Origin of the sequence: Corallococcus sp. CA047B, from assembly GCF_003612065.1 — a bacterium.
In the GTDB taxonomy this organism is placed as follows: Bacteria; Myxococcota; Myxococcia; order Myxococcales; family Myxococcaceae; genus Corallococcus; species Corallococcus praedator.
In genome coordinates this window covers 1-16585 of sequence record NZ_RAWD01000036.1, presented here as the reverse complement: position 1 = coordinate 16585, position 16585 = coordinate 1, and the positions used below count along the sequence as shown (strand labels likewise).

Here is a 16585-nt window from a genome sequence, read left to right as displayed (position 1 = left end):
GCGTCAGACGGTGAAGCGCAGCTTCCACACCATGCCCAGCGCTTCCACGAAGATCTTCTTGTTCATCTTCGAGTGCCCCACGCGCCGGTCCTCGAACACGATGGGCACCTCGCGCACGGTGAAGCCCTTGCGCAGGGTGCGGTAGGTCAACTCAATCTGGAACGCGTACCCGGTGCTGCGCACCTCATCCAGGTTGAGCGTCTCCAGCACCCGGCGGTGGAAGCACTTGAAGCCGCCGGTGAGGTCGCGCACGTCCACGCCCAGGATGCTGCGCGCGTACAGCGAACCGCCCCGGCTGATGATCTTCCGGCCCACGCCCCAGTTCACGGTGCCCCCGCCCGGCACGTAGCGCGAGCCCAGCACCAGGTCCGCGCCGCCCTCGGCGGTGTTCAGGAAGAGGGGCAGGTAGGAGGGGTCGTGGCTGAAGTCCGCGTCCATCTCCAGGATGTACGTGTAGCCCTCGGCGAGCGCCCACCGGAAGGCGGCCAGGTACGCACGGCCCAGGCCCTCCTTCTTCTCGCGGTGGAGCACGCGCACGCGCGGGTCCTTCGCGGCCAGTTCGTCGGCGAGCTGCCCCGTCCCGTCGGGCGAGTTGTCGTCGACGACGAGGATGTCCACGCGGGGATCGGCCGCCAGCACCGCTTGGGTGATGGGCCCGATGTTCTCCCGCTCGTTGTAGGTGGGGATGCAGACCAGCGCACGGTTCTTCATGGCCCGGCGGACATACCCCAAACCCGGCGCCGGAACAGCAGAAGCGGCGCGGGCGTCGTCGGTTACCCGTTCCCGGTGACAGGGCGCGGGGGCAGCAGCTCCAGGACGGTCTGGGCCGCCCGGTGGGCCGCCCCCACCTCCCCCAGGCGCCCACGCACCTCGGCCAGCCCCTGGACCATCGCGTCGCGGGGGGCGCCGGGCAGCCAGACGCGCCGGACCTCCTCGGAGATCCTCTCCGGGGTCATGTCCCCCTGGAGCAGCTCCGGGACGACGCGCCGGCCCGCCAGCAGGTTGATGAGCGACACGAAGGCCACCTTCAGCATCATCCGGCCCACCAGGTACGTCACCAGCGACACGCGGTAGACGACGACCAGGGGCCGCTCCATCAGCCCCGCCTCCAGCACCGCCGTGCCGGAGGCCACCACTGCGGCGTCACTGGCCCCCACCACCTCCGGGGCCCGGCCGTCCACCAGCACGGGCGTCACGCCGCTGCCCTCGAAGCGGGAGGTGATCTCCTCCTTCGCGATGGTGGGCGCCACCGGCACCACGACCTGGAGTCCGGGTCGCTCCGCCGACAACTGCTTCGCCGCGCCCACGAGCGTGGGCAGGATGCGGCGGATTTCGCTCATGCGGCTGCCGGGAAGCAGCGCGAGCGTGGGGGCGTCCAACGACAGGCCCAGCCGCTGCCGGAACTCCCGGGCGGTGGCGGCGGCGGGCATCTGCTCCAGCACGGGGCTGCCCACGTAGCGGGCGCTGACGCCGGCCTCGCGGTAGAAGTCCTCCTCGAAGGGCAGGATGCAGAGCATCCGGTCCACCAGGCGCTGGATGGTGCGCACGCGGCCCCGGCGCCAGGCCCAGATCATCGGGGAGACGTAATAGGCCACCGGGATGCCCAGGGCCTTGAGCTTCTTGGCCAGCCGCAGGTTGAAGTCCGGGATGTCCACCAGGATGGCGCAGACGGGGCGGCGCTCGGCGGCGGCCTGGGCCAGGTCCTTCATGATCCGCAGGATGCGGGGGATGCGGGGCAGCACCTCGGTGATGCCCATGACGGACACCTCGCGGGCGTCGTGGATGAGCTCCACCCCCCGGGCGGCCAGTCGGGCGCCACCCATGCCGAAGAAGGTGAGGTCCGGGCGCAGGGCCTGGAGGGCGGCGACAAGCTCCGCGGCGTGGGTGTCGCCGGAGGCCTCGCCGGCCACGACGAGGATGCGGGGGGAGGGCGGCGGCGTCATGGGCGGCAAGAGGCCCGCATCGTACCTGATGCGCGGGGGGAGGGAGGCTGTAGACTGCGGCCCCCTTGAAGACGCTTCTGCTCGCTGAGAGCCACCCCCCGACACTCGAGCACCTGACGGGCCTGCTCTCCCAGGCCGGGTACACCGTGCGGGCGGTGAATGACGCCGTGATGGCGTTGGAGCACTTCTCGGCGGACAACCCGGACGTGGTGGTGCTGGGCGTGGACCTGCCGCGCGTGGACGGGCAGCACGTCGTGCACCTCATCCGGGGGCACAGCCAGGGCGGGCGCGTTCCCATCGTGGCCATCGACAAGGGGCACCTGGGCCGGGCGCGCGGCGTGGGCTCGGTGCTGGATCTGAAGGTCAACGCGTACATCCCGGATCCGCTCAAGCCGGGTGAACTGGTGCCCCGGCTGGAGTCGCTGGTGAAGGCCGCGCAGGCCCAGGTGCTGACGGGCCTGTCCGCCACGCTGTCGCGCCCCGCGGTGGCGGCGGGGGACCTGAAGGCCTGGCCCCTGCCGGCGCTGTTGCACTCGCTCTACCGGCTGCGCCGCGACGGCGTGCTGGTGGTGGCCCACCGCGACCTGTCCCGGCGCGTGTACTTCCTGCGCGGCGGGCCGGTGAACTTCGACGCCTCCGCGAAGCAGGACGCGCTGCCCCGCTTCCTGCGCGAGCGCAAGGTCCTCACGGAGGCCCAGGAGCCGGTGGTGGTGGAGGCGCTGGCCTCGGGGCTGCGCATCGGCGCGGCGCTGGCGGACGTGGGCGTGGAGGCGGTGGGCGAGGACCTGCTGGCCCTCCTGCGCGACTTCACGCGGGACAGGCTCGGCCGGGTGCTGGCCATGCGGGAGGGCCGCTTCGCGTTCTACGCGGGGGATGAGTTCGCCTCGGAGGTGGCGGCGGTGGAGCAGCCGGCCCTGGCGCCCCTGTTGGAGGCGGCGCGCCAGCGGATGCCGCTGCGGGTGGTGGCGGCGGCGCTGCGGGCGCACCTGAACGAGTACCCGGTGCGCTCGGCGGACTTCGGCCGGGACCTCCAGGCGATGGCGCTGGACACGGAGGACATCAAGCTGGCCATGCAGGTGAATGGCCGCATCGTGCTCAAGGACCTGCTGGCGCACGGGCGCGCGGAGCTGCGGGCGGCGTACACGCTCCTGTGGTTCCTGCGGCTGACGGGTGGGGTGACGTTCTCGCCGGTGCCGGTGGCGTCGGGCACGGACGTGTTGAGCGCGGCGGCGCCGGACGTCATCGCGCCGCGCAAGCGCAAGACGCTGCCCGCAGAGACGGCGGCGGCGCTGCGCGAGGAAGCGGTGCGGATCATCACGCGCAGCTACTTCGGCGGGCTGGGCCTGCACATCGCGGCGGACAAGGAAGCGGTGGAGCGCGCGTACCACGAGACGGCGATGCGCTTTCATCCGGACACCTACGCGGAGTTCGACATCTCCGACCTGCGCGACCTGTTGGACCAGGTGCAGGAGAAGCTGTCCGCGTCGTACCGGGTGCTGAGCGTGGACGAGAAGCGCCGCGCCTACCTCCAGTACTTCTTCAGCCGGCAGGAGGTGGTGGGCCGGGCGACCGCCATCAACGTGGACGCGGAGATTTCACTGCGCCGGGGAGAGTCCGCGCTGAAGCGGGGCGACTACCGCACGGCCATCCAGGGCTTCCAGGAGGCGGTGGCGCTCAACGAGCATGAGCCCGAGTACTACTCGTACCTCGCCTGGGCGCTGTACCGGGGCTCGGCCGGCTCGCTGATGCAGCGGGCGCTCGCGGCTCGCAAGGTGCTCAAGAAGGCGCTGACGTTGGACCCCTACCTGGAGCGGGCGCAGATCATCGCGGCCATCATCGAAATCGACCTGGACGACGCACCGCTCGCGCGAAAGAAGCTGATGAAGGTGTTGGAGCTGAACCCGTATTCGGTGCTCGCGAGGGCGGCGTTGCAGAAGGTGGTGAAGTAGTCATGCATCGAGTGCTGTGGCGACTGTTGCGCTACGCGCGGCCGCACGCGGGCATCCTCGTGCTGGCGTTCGTGTGCATGGCGGTGCTGGGGCTCGCCACGGGCGCGTACGCGTACCTGTTGGGGCCGGCCCTGCGCTTCCTCCTGTCGGGAGGAGAGGAGGGCTTCGCGAGCGCGCACAAGGTGCCCTGGCTCGCGGACCTGCCGCGCGAGGCGGCGCTCTGGGGCTTCCCGGTGTTCGTGCTGGCCGTGGGCGCGGTGAAGGGCGTGGGGTATCTGGGCCAGTTCTACTTCATGGGCCTGTTCGCGCAGCGCGTGGTGAAGGACCTCAGGCGCGACCTGTTCCTGCGGCTCACGGCGCTGTCTCCGTCGCAGATGTCGAAGCAGCGGACGGGAGACCTGCTCAGCCGCTTCTCCTCGGACGTGATGGCGGTGGAGATGGCCGCCATGTACACGGTGGGCTCCTACCTGCGCGACACCATTCAAGTGCTGGTGCTGGCGGGCGTGGCGCTGTCGATGAGTCCGATGTTGGGAGGGCTGATGCTGGCGGTGATTCCGCTGGCGGCGCTGCCCGCCTCGAAGCTGACGCGCAAGGTGTTGAAGGGAACGCGCGAGGGACAGGCCCACCTGGGCCAGCTCGCGGGCCAACTGCACGAGGGCCTGGGAGGGCTGCGCACCATCCAGGCCTTCAACGGCCAGAAGGCGGAGCTCGCGCGCTTCGAGTCCTACGCGAAGGCGCACGAGGAAGCGGTGGTGGGCGCGGCGTGGGCACGGGGTGGGGTGCCGGGGTTGATGGAGGTGTTGGCGGCGGCGGCGCTGGCGGGAGCGCTGGGGTACGCGGCGGCGACGCGGGCGATGGAGCCGGAGGCGCTCCTGTCGCTGCTGACGGCGGTGATCCTCGTGTACCAGCCGGTGAAGGACCTGGGCCGGGTGACGCAGTTCGCGGTGCAGGCGGGGGCGGCGGGAGAGCGGCTCTTCGCGCTGCTGGACCTGAAGCACCCGGTGGAGGACGCGCCCGGGGCCATCCCCGCGCCCGCGATGCGGCAGTCGCTGCGGATGGAGGGCGTGCGGTTCTTCTACGGGGAGCGGCGCGCGCTCGAGTCCCTGACGCTGGACCTGAAGGTGGGCCAGGTGGCGGCGCTGGTGGGCGGCAGCGGAGGCGGCAAGAGCACGGTGACGTCGATGTTGCTGCGCTTCGAACGTCCGCAGGAAGGCCGCATCCTCCTGGATGGAGTGTACGCGGACACGTACACGGCGGCGAGCGTGCGGAGTCAGTTCGCGCTGGTGACGCAGGAGCCGTTGCTCTTCCACGGCACGGTGCTGGACAACCTGCGCCACGCGAGGCCGGCAGCAACGAGGGAAGAGGTGGAGGCCGCGGCGAGGGTGGCGAACGCGGACACCTTCATCCAGGCCCTGCCACAGGGCTACGACACGCGGATTGGAGAGCGGGGCGTGACGCTGAGCGGAGGCCAGCGCCAGCGGCTGTGCATCGCCAGGGCGGTGTTGTCGAAGGCGCCGGTGCTGGTGCTGGACGAAGCGACCAGCAGCCTGGATCCGGAGAACGAGCGCGAGGTCCAGGCCGCGCTGACGAAGGTCCTCCCCGGGCGCACGGCCCTGGTGATCGCGCACCGGTTGTCGACGGTGACGAGCGCGGACGTGATCCACGTGGTGGAGGCGGGGCGCATCGTGGAGAGCGGCAGCCACGCGGAGCTGCTCCAGAAGGAAGGCCGCTACGCCGCCATGTGGCGCCTGCAGACGACAGGGTCCGCGGAGCGTGGCGCGGCATGAGGGCGACGAACGCCATGGTGTCAGTGACGTCCAGGTCACGACCCGTGGCCTGCGCGGACATGGAGCACCGTCGGGCGTCGCGCGGCATGTTGGCGACCGGCGCTTCCTGCTTACGTCCGCGCGAATCGCTCCAGGTGGACGTTGAAACGCGTCGAGCCCCAGGACGGATCCGCGCGTGAAGTCCGCGAAGCGGTTCCTCTCCCTGAGTGTCCGGGCCGTGCTCGGGATGCTGTTGCTGCTCCTGGGCATCGCGGGCTTCTTCGCCTTCGCGGCGGGCTTCGCGGACTACCCGGTGGTCCCCCCATCGCCGAAGGCGAAGGCCTGGATCCGGGGCGCGTACCACGTGCACACCACCCGTTCGGATGGGAACGGGACGCCCGCGAAGGTCGCGGCGGCGGCGAAGGCCGCGGGCCTGGACTTCGTGGTGCTCACCGACCACAACGACCTCAAGCCCCCGACCGCGACGTGGATGGACGGCGTGTTGCTCATTCCCGGGGTGGAGCTCTCCACCAACGCAGGCCATCTGGCGGCCTTCGGAATGCAGCGGCCCTTGCAGGACGTGAAGCCCTGGGGTCCGCCCGAACAAGCCGTGGCGGCGGTCGAAGCCGCGGGAGGTACGGCCGTTCTCGCCCATCCGGTCCAGAAGAAGAACCCCTGGACCGACGAACCCACCGCGCACCGGGTGCCCGGCTTCGAGCTGTACTCCGCGGACACCTTCTTCCGTCAGGCGTTGCGAAGTCCGGTGAGTCGGCTCCTGCCCGCGGTGGGAGCGTCGCTGATCAATCCGGTGCATGGCGTGATGTTGCTCGTGGCCCCCGAACCGGAGCCCACCACGCGCTTCCTGGAACTGGCGCGAGAGCGCCCGAGGCTCGCCCTGTGCGCGCACGATGCGCACGGCCTGCCCGCGTACGAGACGGTCTTCAGCGCGCTCGACATGGAGTTCCCACCGGAGCTTCTGTCAGGCCCGCTGTCCCAGGACGCCCGCGAAGCCGCCGCGCAGGTCACGAAGGCCCTGGCGAGCACCCAGGCCCTCTGTGTCTTCCGAGCCCTGGGCGCCCCGGAAGGCTTCGCCCTGGAAGGGTACGACGTGCAATCCCGTGAAGCCCCCGTGGGTGCGACGCTGACGGTGCGCCTCCCGGAACACGTCCCGGGAACGGTCGAGGTCCGGGTCTGGGGCGAAGGTCGTCTGGCCCCCGACGGGCAGCACATCGAACTGACGGGGCCCGGAGTGGTGCAGGTGGAGGTCTGGGCGCACGCGCCCGGCCGCTTCTTCGGTCACGAGTGGCGACCCTGGCTCGTCCCGAGTCCCGTGCGGGTGGTGCCGCGAGCGCCGGGCATCTGATAGAGCGCGGGACGTCGCCCATGCGCCTGCTCTACATCGTCGCCACCTACATCCTCTTCGCGCTGCTGTTCCCGGTGCTCTGCGTGCACCGGAAGACGCGTCACGGGCTGATGCAGCGGCTGGGCTTCTACAAACCCGGAGACCTGCCCCGGGGAGAAGGTCCGCTGTTGTGGCTGCACGGAGCCAGCGCGGGAGACCTGCTGGCCCTGGCGCCCATGTTCGCCCCCCTGCGAAGGCGCTTCCCCGGGTGCCGCATCGTGCTCTCGACGATGACGGACAGTGGCCATGCGATGGCGAAAGACCGCCTGGCGAAGCAGATCGACGGGGTCGTCTACGCGCCCTATGACCTGTGGGGAGCGACACGAAGGGCCGTGAGGGCCCTGCGCCCGGACGTGCTGGTGCTGGAGTACACGGAAGTCTGGCCCAACCTCATCCGCGCAGCGAAGCGTTCCGGAGCCCGCGTGGTGATGACCAACGGCCGCTTCTCCCCAGCGAACGTGGGCAAGTACCGGACGCTCTTCGGGCTCATCGGAAACCCGCTGGAGGACATGGACCTGCTCCTGATGAGGCAGGACGAAGAGTCCGACCGGGCCAGGAGCCTTGGAGCGCCGCCAGAGAGGGTCCTCACCACCGGAAACACCAAGTTCGACGCCCTGGCAGCGGGGCCCGCGCCGGAGGACGAAGCGCTGCGAACCGCGCTGGGCCTGTCGCCCGACCAACCCGTGTGGATCGCCGGAAGCACCCACGAGGGCGAGGAAGAAATCCTGTTGCAGGTGTATCAGCGTCTCCAGAAGCGCTGGCCCACGCTGGCCCTGGTCATCGCGCCGCGCTACGTGAACCGGGCCGAGCGCATCCTGTCCCTGGCGAAGGAGCAGGGCCTCAGCGCGGGCCTGCGTTCCCTGGGCAATCCGGACCGGGCGGCGGTGGTGGTGATGGACTCGATGGGGGAGCTGTCGCGTGCCTACCGTCTGGCGACGGTGGTGTTCGTGGGAGGCTCGTTCACGAAGCGGGGCGGACAGAATATCCTGGAGCCAGCGGGGCAGGGCAAGCCGGTGTTGTTCGGCCCGCACATGGACAACTTCAAGGACAGCGTCGCGGTGCTGGAAGGAAACGGAGGCATCCTGGTGGCGGACGGAGAAGCCCTGCACGCCGCGTTGGAGGACCTGCTCGCGAACCCGGACCGCCTGGTCGCCCTGGGAGCCCGGGCGGAGGCAACGGTGCGCCAGATCTCCGGAGCCAGCGAACGCAACGCCGAAGCGATGGCCGCACTGCGGCGCCGCGAGGCGAGGACCGTGAGCCCATGACGCTCATCGTCCATCCCCACTTCCACAAGCGATACACGGGAGTGACCCGGCATGTGGAGTCGGTGGTGCCCGCGCTCGCGAAGGACGACGAGACGCGGGTCATCGGCACGGGCCTGACGGCGGACCTGCCGAAAATCTCCTGGAATGAGCTGGTCCAGCGCGCGCAGCAGGAGCCCATCGTCTGGCATGCGCACCGGAACAACGAGCTGCTCGCGGGAATGCTCCTGAAGGTCCTGGGGGAGCGGGTCCGCCTCGTCTTCACGAGGCACACGTCGGTGGCACCGACACAGTTCACCCGCTGGCTCGCGAGGGGCGCGGACGCGCTGGTGTCGCTCACGAATCAGATCGCTGAAGTGATGCGGCTCCCGTCCACGGTGATCTCCCACGGCATCGACCTCACGCGCTTTCGACCGCCGGAGGACCGGGATGCCGCCTGGAAGCGACTGGGGCAGGGAGGGCGCTACGGCATCGGCGTCATCGGGCGGATTCGAAAGGAGAAGGGGCAGGGCGACTTCATCGAAGCCCTGCGGCCCTTGTTGCCGGAGCGACCGGAGTGGCAGGCGGTGCTGGTGGGGCTCGCGAAGGGGCCGGACCTCGCGTGGGTGAACGGGCTGCGCCAGGGCATCGAGGAGCGGGTGACGCTCGCGGGAGAGCAGTCCACCATCGAGCCCTGGTACCAGGGGCTGAGCATCCTGGTGCATCCGTCCTACGCGGAGGGCTACTCGCTGGTGCACATGGAGGCGATGGCCTCCGGCTGTTGCGTGGTGGCGTCGAAGCTGCCGTACCTGGACACGCTCATCGAGCACGGGCGCACGGGCTTCTTCTTCGAACCCGGGGACGTGAAGGGCCTGCGCGAACTGTTGGATCAGCTGACCCGCGAACCCGAGCGGGCGCGCCAGGTGGGGCGCAACGCGGAAGAGGAAGCGCGTCGTCGCTGCGGGGTCGAACACGAAGCCAGGGCCCTGAGCGACCTCTACCATTCGCTGGTGGAGCGCTGATGCGCATCCTGCACCTGCTGGCGAGTCCGTTCTGGAGCGGCCCGGCGGAGAACGTCGCATTGCTGGCGCAGGCGCAGCGAGCCCTGGGCCACGAGGTGACGGTCGCGGTGGACCGGAAGCGCCGGGACATCGCCGCGGAAGAGCCCGCCGTCCCCCGCTTCCAAGCGCTGGGCCTGCTGGACGAGGGAGGCCTGGCGTTGTCCGTGAAGTCGCCACCGTGGGAGCTGTGGAGCGATCTGCGAGCCCTCCGCCGAAGGCAGGTGGACGTGCTCCACGCCCACTTCACGCACGATCACCTCCTGGCCCGCTGGGGGACGCCGAAAGGAGCGGTGCGGATCCGCTCCATCCACGCGCCGCGCTCACTGCGAGCCTCGCTGCCCGAAGCCGGTGCCTACACGGTGCCCGCGAGCCACCTGAAAGCGAAGCTCGAAGGCCGCCACCGCCCCGTCCAGCTCCTGCCCGCCCTGGTGGATCCGATGTTCCAGCCGGCGAAGGACCGCAAGGCCCTGCGTCGAACCCTGGGCCTCGAGGACACGCACCTCGTGGGAATGATCTCCACGTTCCAGGAGAGTCGGCGTCACGCGTTGGGAGTCGAAGCTTTCGGAGCGTTCGCGCGCCAGCGTCCGCAAGCCCGTCTCGTGCTGGTAGGCGACGGCGCCCTGCTCGACGCGACCCGGGCCCAGGTCGCGGAGCGAGGCCTCGAAGGGCAGGTGACGTTCGCGGGCTACCAGCAGGGCCCGGCCTTCGCGAAGTGGCTGCAGGCGCTGGATGAGGTCTGGATCCTCGGCCTGGGCAACGACTGGAGCGCAAGGGCCGCGGCCCAGGCGCGAGCCTGCGGAGTCCGGGTGGTGGCGGTGAAGGAGGGCGCGCTCCCGGACCTCACGGATGCGCAAGTGGAGGCCCCCACGGTGGACGCCGTGCTCGCCGCCGCCGTGTCCGGAGCGAGCGCCAGGACCGAACACCCCACGAACGAGCGCATCGCCAGCGACATCCTGGACCTCTACCGGCAGGCGGCGGAGCTCCGGCGATGACGGCCGGTCCAGGCACCGCACTCAGCACGCGCCCCCCCACGGCCCTGGAGCGGTTCTTCTATCCGTCGACGCCGGAGCCCTGGACCCGCAAGGCCCTCCTGTCCCCCCTGTCCCTGCTGTCCTGGACCTACAGCGGTGCGGTTCGTCTCAGGGGTGCGCTCTACGACACTGGCCTGCTGCGAGCCGAACCCGTGGAAGGGCTGCGGGTCGTCTCGGTGGGCAACCTCAACGTGGGAGGCACGGGCAAGACACCGGCGGTGCTGCACCTGGCCGAAATGCTGATCCGCGAAGGTCGCAAGGTCGGCATCCTCACGAGAGGCTACGGCCGCGAGTCCCCGGAGCCCGTGACCTTCACGGGCTCCGAACCCACGCCCGAGGTGACGGTCGCCGGAGACGAACCCCTGTTGCTGGCGCGCCGGTGTCCACAAGCCCGGCTCTTCGTGGGAGCGGACCGGGTCGCCGCGGCGCGCAGGGCCAGGGATGACTTCGGGTTGGACACGGTCCTCTTGGACGACGGTTTCCAGCACCGCCGCCTCCACCGGGACGAAGACCTGGTGGTCGTGGACGAAGCCGTGGGCCTGGGCAACGGCCACCTGCTCCCCAGGGGGCCCCTGCGAGAGCCGCCCTCGGCCCTGAGACGGGCCACGCTGCTCTGGCTGCGAGCAGCCCCCCTGTCGTCAGGCCCCACGGTCCCCATCCCCTGGCTCGAAGCCGTGACGGCCCCCAGGGTCCGGACGCGCTACGGGCCTACGGGCTGGTGGGACTCCTCGGGCACGGAGCACGCGACGACCGCGCTCGAAGGAAGACCGGTCCTCGTGCTCGCGGGGCTGGCGAGGCCCGGAGGCTTCCTGAGAACCGTCACCGCGCTCGGAGCGCAGATGCGGGACGCGGCCCTCTTCCCGGATCACCATCGCTTCACGGCGGACGAGCTGCGAGACGTCGAAGCCCGGGCCCGACGGGAGGGCGCGCTCGTGGTGACGACGGAGAAGGACGCGGTCCGACTGCCACAGGGTTTTGAAGCCTGGGTGGTGCGCCTGGGGGTGGAAGTCCTGGAGGGCGAGCCTCATCTGCGGCGGGCACTCGGGCTCCCGGAGAAGACGCGCGACTTGTGAGGGCCGGAGTGCTGTGGGACAAAGCGCGCCCATGGCCGCGGCCCCGTCCTCACGTCCGACAGCTTCGTCCTCGCGGTTGCCACTCGCCTTCGCGCGCCGTCGGGTGTTGCTGGTGGGAGACCTGGTCGCCGACCACTACCTCTACGGGCAGACGGATCGGGTGAGCCGCGAGGCCCCGGTGCTCATCGTCCGGTACGAGTCCTCGGAAGTGAAACTGGGCGGTGGCGCCAACGTGGCGGCCAACGTCCGGACGCTCTCCGGTCAGGTGACGGCGGTGGGAGCCCTGGGCGTGGATCCGATGGGCCGCTCGCTGCGCAAGCTCTTCGAAACCGCGGACATCCAACTGCACGCGGTCAGCAGCCGAAGCATCCAGACGGAGACGAAGACGCGCATCCTCGCGGGAGGCGTGAGCACCACGAGGCAGCAGATGCTCCGCGTGGATCAAGGCCAGCGAGGAGGCCTTCCGCCCCGGATGCGCAACGCGATTGCCCGGCAGGTGGAAGCCTCCGCGAAGGATGCGGACGCGGTGGTGGTGTCGGATTACGGCGCCGGAGCGGTCGGCGAAGAGGTCCGCGAGGTGCTGCGGAAGCTCGCCGCGAAGGGGCTCCCCGTCTGCGTGGACAGCCGGTACGCCCTCGCGTCCTTCACGGGCATGACGGTGTGCAAGCCCAACGAGCCGGAGCTGGAGGCGCTCGCGGGCCGTCCGGTGCGCACGAAGGAAGATCTGCTGGAGGCCGGACACTTGGCGGTGCGCAAGCTGGGGTGTCAGGCGCTGCTGGTGACCCGGGGCCGGCACGGCATGGCGCTCTTCGACGCGAAGGGTGGCGTGGACCTCATCCCCGTGCACGGAGCGAAGTCGGCGGTGGACGTGACCGGGGCAGGGGACACGGTCATCGCCAGCCTTGCGTTGTCGCTCGCGGCCGGAGCCTCGTTCGGCGAAGCGGCGAGGCTCGCGAACGTGGCCGGAGCCCTGGTGGTGCAGAAACCCGGTACGGCGACGGTGTCCCGGGAAGAACTCCTCGGAGCGCTGCGGAGCCCGCGATGAACACCCTGGACAAGCTTCGCCCCCTCGCGGCCATCGCCGAGGAAAGGGAGCGCTGGCGCGAACAGGGCCGCACGGTGGCCCTGGCCAACGGGGTCTTCGACCTCCTGCACGTCGGGCATGTCCGATATCTGGAGGGCGCGAAGGCCATGGCGGACGTGCTGGTGGTGGCGGTGAACTCGGATGCCTCCACCCGGGCCTACAAGGGACCGGGCCGCCCGCACATCCCGGAAGCCGAGCGCGCGGAGCTGGTGGCGGCCCTGGCCTGCACCGACCGGGTCGTCGTCTTCGACGAACCGAACGTGCGAGTCATCATCCGGGCCCTCAAGCCCGACGTGCACGTGAAGGGGACGGACTACACGCCGGACTCCATTCCGGAGGGCGACGAGGTCCGGGCCTACGGAGGACGGACCGCGGTGGCGGGAGACCCGAAGGACCACAGCACCACGGAGCTGGCGCGCAGGCTCGGCCGCGAAGGCGCGAAGTAGCCCATGGTCCTGGACCCGGTGCTGCGGTCCATCCTGGGCTGCCCCCACTGCAAGGGGCCGCTCGAACTCCACGAAGGAACCCCGCCGGAAGTCCACTGCCTTCGGTGCCAACGAGCCTGGCCCGTGGAGCAGGGCGTCCCTCAGATGGTGTCCGAACGGGAGCGACCGCTCACCCCGTGAGCGAGCTTCGCTCCGCGACGAACGACCGGACCTCCTCGGCCACGCGCTGTTCCATGCCTGCGCCAGAGGCCCCATCCACCAGGGGCGTCAGGTCCACCATGCGATGGGGCCGGGACGCATGGCCCCAGCGTTCCATGTCCATGCGCAGGAAGAACGCCAACGTGGGCGCGCCCACGGCGACGGACAGGTGCATGGGCCCGGTGTTGTTGCAGATGGTCAGACCCGCGGCCCGCATGAGCGCGGCCAGCTCATCGATGCTGGTGGCCGGAGCAAGCTCCGCCCCCGGAGCCCCCGAGAGCACGGCCTGCGCCAGGGCCTCCTCCCCCGGACCCCAGGTGACGACGGGCACATGGCCCAGCGAAATCAGCTCCCGGGCCGCCGCCGAAAAGGCTTCAGCGGGGATGCGGCGCTCGCCCAGGCGACCTCCGGGATTGATGACCGCGCGGCGTGCGCCCCTCCCGGCGAAGCCTTCCAGATAGTTCCGGAAGGGAGCCCCAAGGACCGGCTCCCGGAAGGAAAGCCCCTGGGTCACCGCCCCCTGCGTCAGGGGGGTGAGAAGGTGGGTCCGCTGGACGGCTTCCTGCCGGGTGTCGCTGCGAGCGGGCACCGACACCGACTGCAAGAGGCTCACGGGCCAGAGGCCAGGCCCGATGACGGTGGCCCTGGGCCCGACCATCCGGGCCACGAGCGCGCTCGTCACCGAAGGAGCGCTCCAGTTGGCGCAGTCCACCACGGTGTCATAGCCCGCGCGACGGAGCGCGCGGATGCCGGGCGCCAGGGGACCCAGCCACAGGAGTCGCCGGTCGAATCCCAGGACGGCATCCGCGTCAGGATGTCCCTTGAGGACGCGGACCACCTTGGCGTGCACCAGGATGTGCACCTCCGGGGCCGGGTGGACCAGGGCCTTGAGGGTCCGCAACAAGGGTGTGGTGAGCAGGGCTTCGCCCACCCGGTTGTCAGGCCGGACGAGCAGGACCTTGCGAGGAAGGGGGAGGGGCGTTCCGAGCGAGCGACGACGTCCAGGGCGCCAGAACAGGACTGAGGCCAGGAGCGTCAGCGCCAGCTTCGCCCACGTTTCGAGCCGCTTGTGCCACGCCATCGCGGCGGACCCTACCAGAATTGGAATGGACGCAAGACGCTGGCTTGACCTCGGGACGGAAAGCCCCTAGCACCCCGCCCGATGCTCAAAAGCATGACCGGATTTGGTTCGGGCCGCGCCCGCGTGGGAGACGAAGAGGTCTCCGTGGAAGCGCGCTCGCTCAACCACAAGTTCTGCGAAGTGAAGGTCCGGCTGCCGCGCGAGCTGTCCGCGCTGGAGCCCGCGCTCGTGAAGCTGGTGAAGGACCGGCTCGCGCGAGGCTCGGTGGAGATCCTGGTGCGCCGTCAGGCGGCCACCGTCTCGGGCAATGTCCCCACGGTGGACGTCGCCCTCGCCCGCGAATACGCGCGCGCCTTCCGCGAGGTCGCTGAAGCCCTGGGGCTGACGGCGGACGTGACCTGGTCGCAGGTGTCCAACCAGCCGGGAGTCATCCGCCTGGAGGAGAAGGGCGTGGACGTGGAGTCCGCCACCCAGGCCACCCAGACCGCGCTCCAGCAGGCCCTCGCGGCGCTGGAGACGATGCGCAACACCGAGGGCGAGTCCATCCACACGGACCTCGACACCCGGATGAAGCTCATCGAGGGCTGGAGCCAGGAAGTGGCCCGGCTCGCGCCGCGCGCGGTGAACGACTACCAGCAGCGGCTCACCGAGCGTGTGGCGGAGCTCGCGCGCGGCGTCGCGGTGGATCCGCAGCGACTGGCGCAGGAAGTCGCCCTGTTCGCCGAGCGCACGGACATCGCCGAAGAAGTGACCCGGCTGGCGACCCACCTTGAGCAGTTCCGGCTCCTCATGGCGAGCCCCGAGCCGGTCGGCCGGCGCATGGATTTCCTCGTGCAGGAGATGCACCGCGAGGTGAACACGACGGGCTCCAAGAGCCAGCACGCGGAGATCTCCGCGCGTGTGGTTTCGATGAAGGCCGAAGTCGAGCGCATCCGCGAACAGGTGCAGAACGTCGAATGAACGAACCCTCTGGACTCCCGCCTGGCCTGTTGCTCGTCCTCTCCGCTCCGTCAGGGGCGGGAAAGACCACGCTCGCGCACCGACTCCTGAAGGAGATGCCGGACGGCATCTTCTCCACGAGCGTCACCACCCGCCGGCCCCGAGGCAAGGAGCAGGAAGGCGTGGACTACCACTTCGTCGGGGTGGCCACCTTCCAGCAGAAGATCGAACAGGGCGAGTTCGTGGAGTGGGCCGAAGTGCACGGCCACTTCTACGGCAGCCCCCAGTCGGTGGTGGACGAAGCGCGAAGCCGCCGGGGCACCGCCGTCTTCGACATCGACGTGCAGGGCGGGCAGTCCATCAAGCGCAAGCACCCTGACGCGGTCCTCATCTTCGTGCTCCCGCCCTCCATGGATGAGCTGGAGCGCCGCCTGCGGGACCGTCAGACGGACTCCGACGAGACCATCCGTCGCCGCATGCTGGGGGCCCGCTCGGAGATCGAGCGGGGGATCGCGTCCTACGACTACATCGTCGTGAACGACGATTTCGAGCGCGCCTACCAGGAGCTGCGCTCGGTGGTGGTCGCCGAGCAATGCCGGAGGGGAAGGGTGGACCTCTCCAAGCTCAAGTTCGGGGGCTGATCGCCTCCGGGGAATCGGTGGAGCGGGATCCGGGTTTACCCTCCACCACGTCGCGCTGCGCTGGCGACCTGCATCAAACTTCTTGCGCTGCCTGGTCGCCTGTTGGATAAGCCGCACACCTCGCGGCGACACGCAGGCGTCACTCCGGTGGCACTTGAACGGCGCAGCGAAGTAGGAGTGGAGAAGGCGGTCCTCCCGGGCCTTCCGAACCGAACAGGGCACTGAAGTCGCCCGGTTCTATCGGTGACGGGAAATTGACATTCTCCAAGCCGGTTCTTAGATGATTGCCGCAGGTAGTTGATCAGCGGGCGTCGAAGGGGTTGGAGCGGGTTGCTGCCTCACGGGAGGCGGAGCTGAGGCGGTGGTGGTCGGGAATCGTAAGCAGCAGGAAGATTGTTGACCCTGAACGCGGCGAAGAGATAGAAGCCGCGCCCCTCACCCGGAAGCCCGCGCACTGGCGCGGAAGGAACTTCTGGGAGAGCGCCGCACCGACAAGAAAATAGGGCAGTCAACGCGGAGTTGACAGCGAGCGCGGCGGTGGTAGAAGCCGCGCCCCACCGAAAGAAAGTCCGGCAGGCAACAGAGCGGACGAAAGCGGTGGGAAAAGCTGACAAGGAAGCGGTTGACACGGAAGGCGGCGAAGAAGTAGAAGCCGCTCCCCTTCGAAGAGAATCGGCGGAAGTCACTGGACGGCGCCGAGGCAACGAAGGAGCCCGCAGGACGCAGAAAG

Annotated in this window: 15 protein-coding genes; 12 read left to right on the top strand and 3 right to left on the bottom strand. The window is 69.9% G+C overall.

Annotated elements, in window-relative coordinates:
- Positions 1–3: 3 nt before the first annotated feature.
- Together D7X74_RS09040 and lpxB are read right to left on the bottom strand one after the other, a co-directional pair.
- Positions 4–711, bottom strand: a complete 708-nt coding sequence (locus D7X74_RS09040) for a polyprenol monophosphomannose synthase (RefSeq protein WP_120532523.1) — start codon at positions 709–711, stop codon at positions 4–6.
- Between the two features lie 62 nt (positions 712–773).
- Positions 774–1943 carry a lipid-A-disaccharide synthase gene (lpxB, locus tag D7X74_RS09035; protein ID WP_120532522.1) on the bottom strand — a complete coding sequence of 390 codons (1170 nt, stop codon included), beginning with the start codon at positions 1941–1943 and terminating at the stop codon, positions 774–776.
- A gap of 65 nt (positions 1944–2008) precedes the next feature.
- On the opposite strand from lpxB, the gene D7X74_RS09030 reads away from it, so the two are divergent.
- The 10 genes from D7X74_RS09030 (at position 2009) to D7X74_RS45235 (ending at position 13176) form a co-directional block, all read left to right on the top strand.
- Positions 2009–3892, top strand: a complete 1884-nt coding sequence (locus D7X74_RS09030; RefSeq protein WP_120532521.1) for a DUF4388 domain-containing protein — start codon at positions 2009–2011, stop codon at positions 3890–3892.
- Between the two features lie 2 nt (positions 3893–3894).
- Positions 3895–5679 (top strand): ABC transporter ATP-binding protein, encoded by a 1785-nt coding sequence (locus tag D7X74_RS09025; RefSeq protein ID WP_120532520.1) that lies wholly within the window; start codon positions 3895–3897, stop codon positions 5677–5679.
- Between the two features lie 226 nt (positions 5680–5905).
- Positions 5906–7021, top strand: coding sequence for a PHP domain-containing protein (locus D7X74_RS09020; RefSeq protein WP_120532542.1), 1116 nt, complete (start codon positions 5906–5908; stop codon positions 7019–7021).
- A 20-nt stretch (positions 7022–7041) separates the two neighbouring features.
- Complete coding sequence (locus D7X74_RS09015) at positions 7042–8325, top strand: 3-deoxy-D-manno-octulosonic acid transferase (protein ID WP_120532519.1); 1284 nt, start codon at positions 7042–7044, stop codon at positions 8323–8325.
- Positions 8322–9323 (top strand): glycosyltransferase family 4 protein, encoded by a 1002-nt coding sequence (locus D7X74_RS09010; RefSeq protein ID WP_120532518.1) that lies wholly within the window; start codon positions 8322–8324, stop codon positions 9321–9323. Before D7X74_RS09015 ends, D7X74_RS09010 begins: the two co-directional genes overlap by 4 nt.
- Positions 9323–10354: a glycosyltransferase gene (locus D7X74_RS09005; RefSeq protein WP_120532517.1), complete on the top strand. Its 1032-nt coding sequence runs from the start codon at positions 9323–9325 to the stop codon at positions 10352–10354. Before D7X74_RS09010 ends, D7X74_RS09005 begins: the two co-directional genes overlap by 1 nt.
- The gene (gene lpxK / locus D7X74_RS09000; RefSeq protein WP_120532516.1) at positions 10351–11466 is read left to right on the top strand and encodes a tetraacyldisaccharide 4'-kinase; all 1116 of its coding nucleotides are present in this window, start codon (positions 10351–10353) and stop codon (positions 11464–11466) included. Before D7X74_RS09005 ends, lpxK begins: the two co-directional genes overlap by 4 nt.
- Positions 11467–11497: 31 nt before the next feature.
- Positions 11498–12511, top strand: coding sequence for a bifunctional heptose 7-phosphate kinase/heptose 1-phosphate adenyltransferase (locus D7X74_RS08995; protein ID WP_120532515.1), 1014 nt, complete (start codon positions 11498–11500; stop codon positions 12509–12511).
- Positions 12508–12996, top strand: a complete 489-nt coding sequence (locus D7X74_RS08990; protein ID WP_120532514.1) for an adenylyltransferase/cytidyltransferase family protein — start codon at positions 12508–12510, stop codon at positions 12994–12996. The genes D7X74_RS08995 and D7X74_RS08990 overlap by 4 nt, the downstream gene beginning before the upstream one ends.
- A gap of 3 nt (positions 12997–12999) precedes the next feature.
- On the top strand, positions 13000–13176 hold the full coding sequence (locus D7X74_RS45235) for a Trm112 family protein (RefSeq protein WP_341870441.1): 177 nt from the start codon (positions 13000–13002) through the stop codon (positions 13174–13176).
- Here the strand turns inward: D7X74_RS45235 and D7X74_RS08985 are convergent.
- On the bottom strand, positions 13166–14275 hold the full coding sequence (locus D7X74_RS08985; RefSeq protein ID WP_120532513.1) for a glycosyltransferase family 9 protein: 1110 nt from the start codon (positions 14273–14275) through the stop codon (positions 13166–13168). The genes D7X74_RS45235 and D7X74_RS08985 overlap by 11 nt on opposite strands.
- Positions 14276–14356: 81 nt before the next feature.
- On the opposite strand from D7X74_RS08985, the gene D7X74_RS08980 reads away from it, so the two are divergent.
- Positions 14357–15235, top strand: coding sequence for a YicC/YloC family endoribonuclease (locus tag D7X74_RS08980; protein WP_120532512.1), 879 nt, complete (start codon positions 14357–14359; stop codon positions 15233–15235).
- Entirely contained in the window at positions 15232–15855 is a 624-nt protein-coding gene (gmk, locus tag D7X74_RS08975) for a guanylate kinase (protein WP_120532511.1), read from the top strand. The genes D7X74_RS08980 and gmk overlap by 4 nt, the downstream gene beginning before the upstream one ends.
- The last annotated feature ends 730 nt before the right edge of the window (positions 15856–16585 follow it).

Excerpts from the sequence above, each read along its gene's own strand:
- D7X74_RS09040 (WP_120532523.1), bottom strand. The coding sequence starts at position 711 with ATGAAGAACCGTGCGCTGGTCTGCATCCCCACCTACAACGAGCGGGAG.
- lpxB (WP_120532522.1), bottom strand. The coding sequence starts at position 1,943 with ATGACGCCGCCGCCCTCCCCCCGCATCCTCGTCGTGGCCGGCGAGGCC.
- D7X74_RS09025 (WP_120532520.1), top strand. The coding sequence starts at position 3,895 with ATGCATCGAGTGCTGTGGCGACTGTTGCGCTACGCGCGGCCGCACGCG.
- D7X74_RS09020 (WP_120532542.1), top strand. The coding sequence starts at position 5,906 with ATGCTGTTGCTGCTCCTGGGCATCGCGGGCTTCTTCGCCTTCGCGGCG.
- D7X74_RS09015 (WP_120532519.1), top strand. The coding sequence starts at position 7,042 with ATGCGCCTGCTCTACATCGTCGCCACCTACATCCTCTTCGCGCTGCTG.
- D7X74_RS09010 (WP_120532518.1), top strand. The coding sequence starts at position 8,322 with ATGACGCTCATCGTCCATCCCCACTTCCACAAGCGATACACGGGAGTG.
- D7X74_RS09005 (WP_120532517.1), top strand. The coding sequence starts at position 9,323 with ATGCGCATCCTGCACCTGCTGGCGAGTCCGTTCTGGAGCGGCCCGGCG.
- lpxK (WP_120532516.1), top strand. The coding sequence starts at position 10,351 with ATGACGGCCGGTCCAGGCACCGCACTCAGCACGCGCCCCCCCACGGCC.
- D7X74_RS08995 (WP_120532515.1), top strand. The coding sequence starts at position 11,498 with ATGGCCGCGGCCCCGTCCTCACGTCCGACAGCTTCGTCCTCGCGGTTG.
- D7X74_RS08990 (WP_120532514.1), top strand. The coding sequence starts at position 12,508 with ATGAACACCCTGGACAAGCTTCGCCCCCTCGCGGCCATCGCCGAGGAA.
- D7X74_RS45235 (WP_341870441.1), top strand. The coding sequence starts at position 13,000 with ATGGTCCTGGACCCGGTGCTGCGGTCCATCCTGGGCTGCCCCCACTGC.
- D7X74_RS08985 (WP_120532513.1), bottom strand. The coding sequence starts at position 14,275 with ATGGCGTGGCACAAGCGGCTCGAAACGTGGGCGAAGCTGGCGCTGACG.
- D7X74_RS08980 (WP_120532512.1), top strand. The coding sequence starts at position 14,357 with ATGCTCAAAAGCATGACCGGATTTGGTTCGGGCCGCGCCCGCGTGGGA.
- gmk (WP_120532511.1), top strand. The coding sequence starts at position 15,232 with ATGAACGAACCCTCTGGACTCCCGCCTGGCCTGTTGCTCGTCCTCTCC.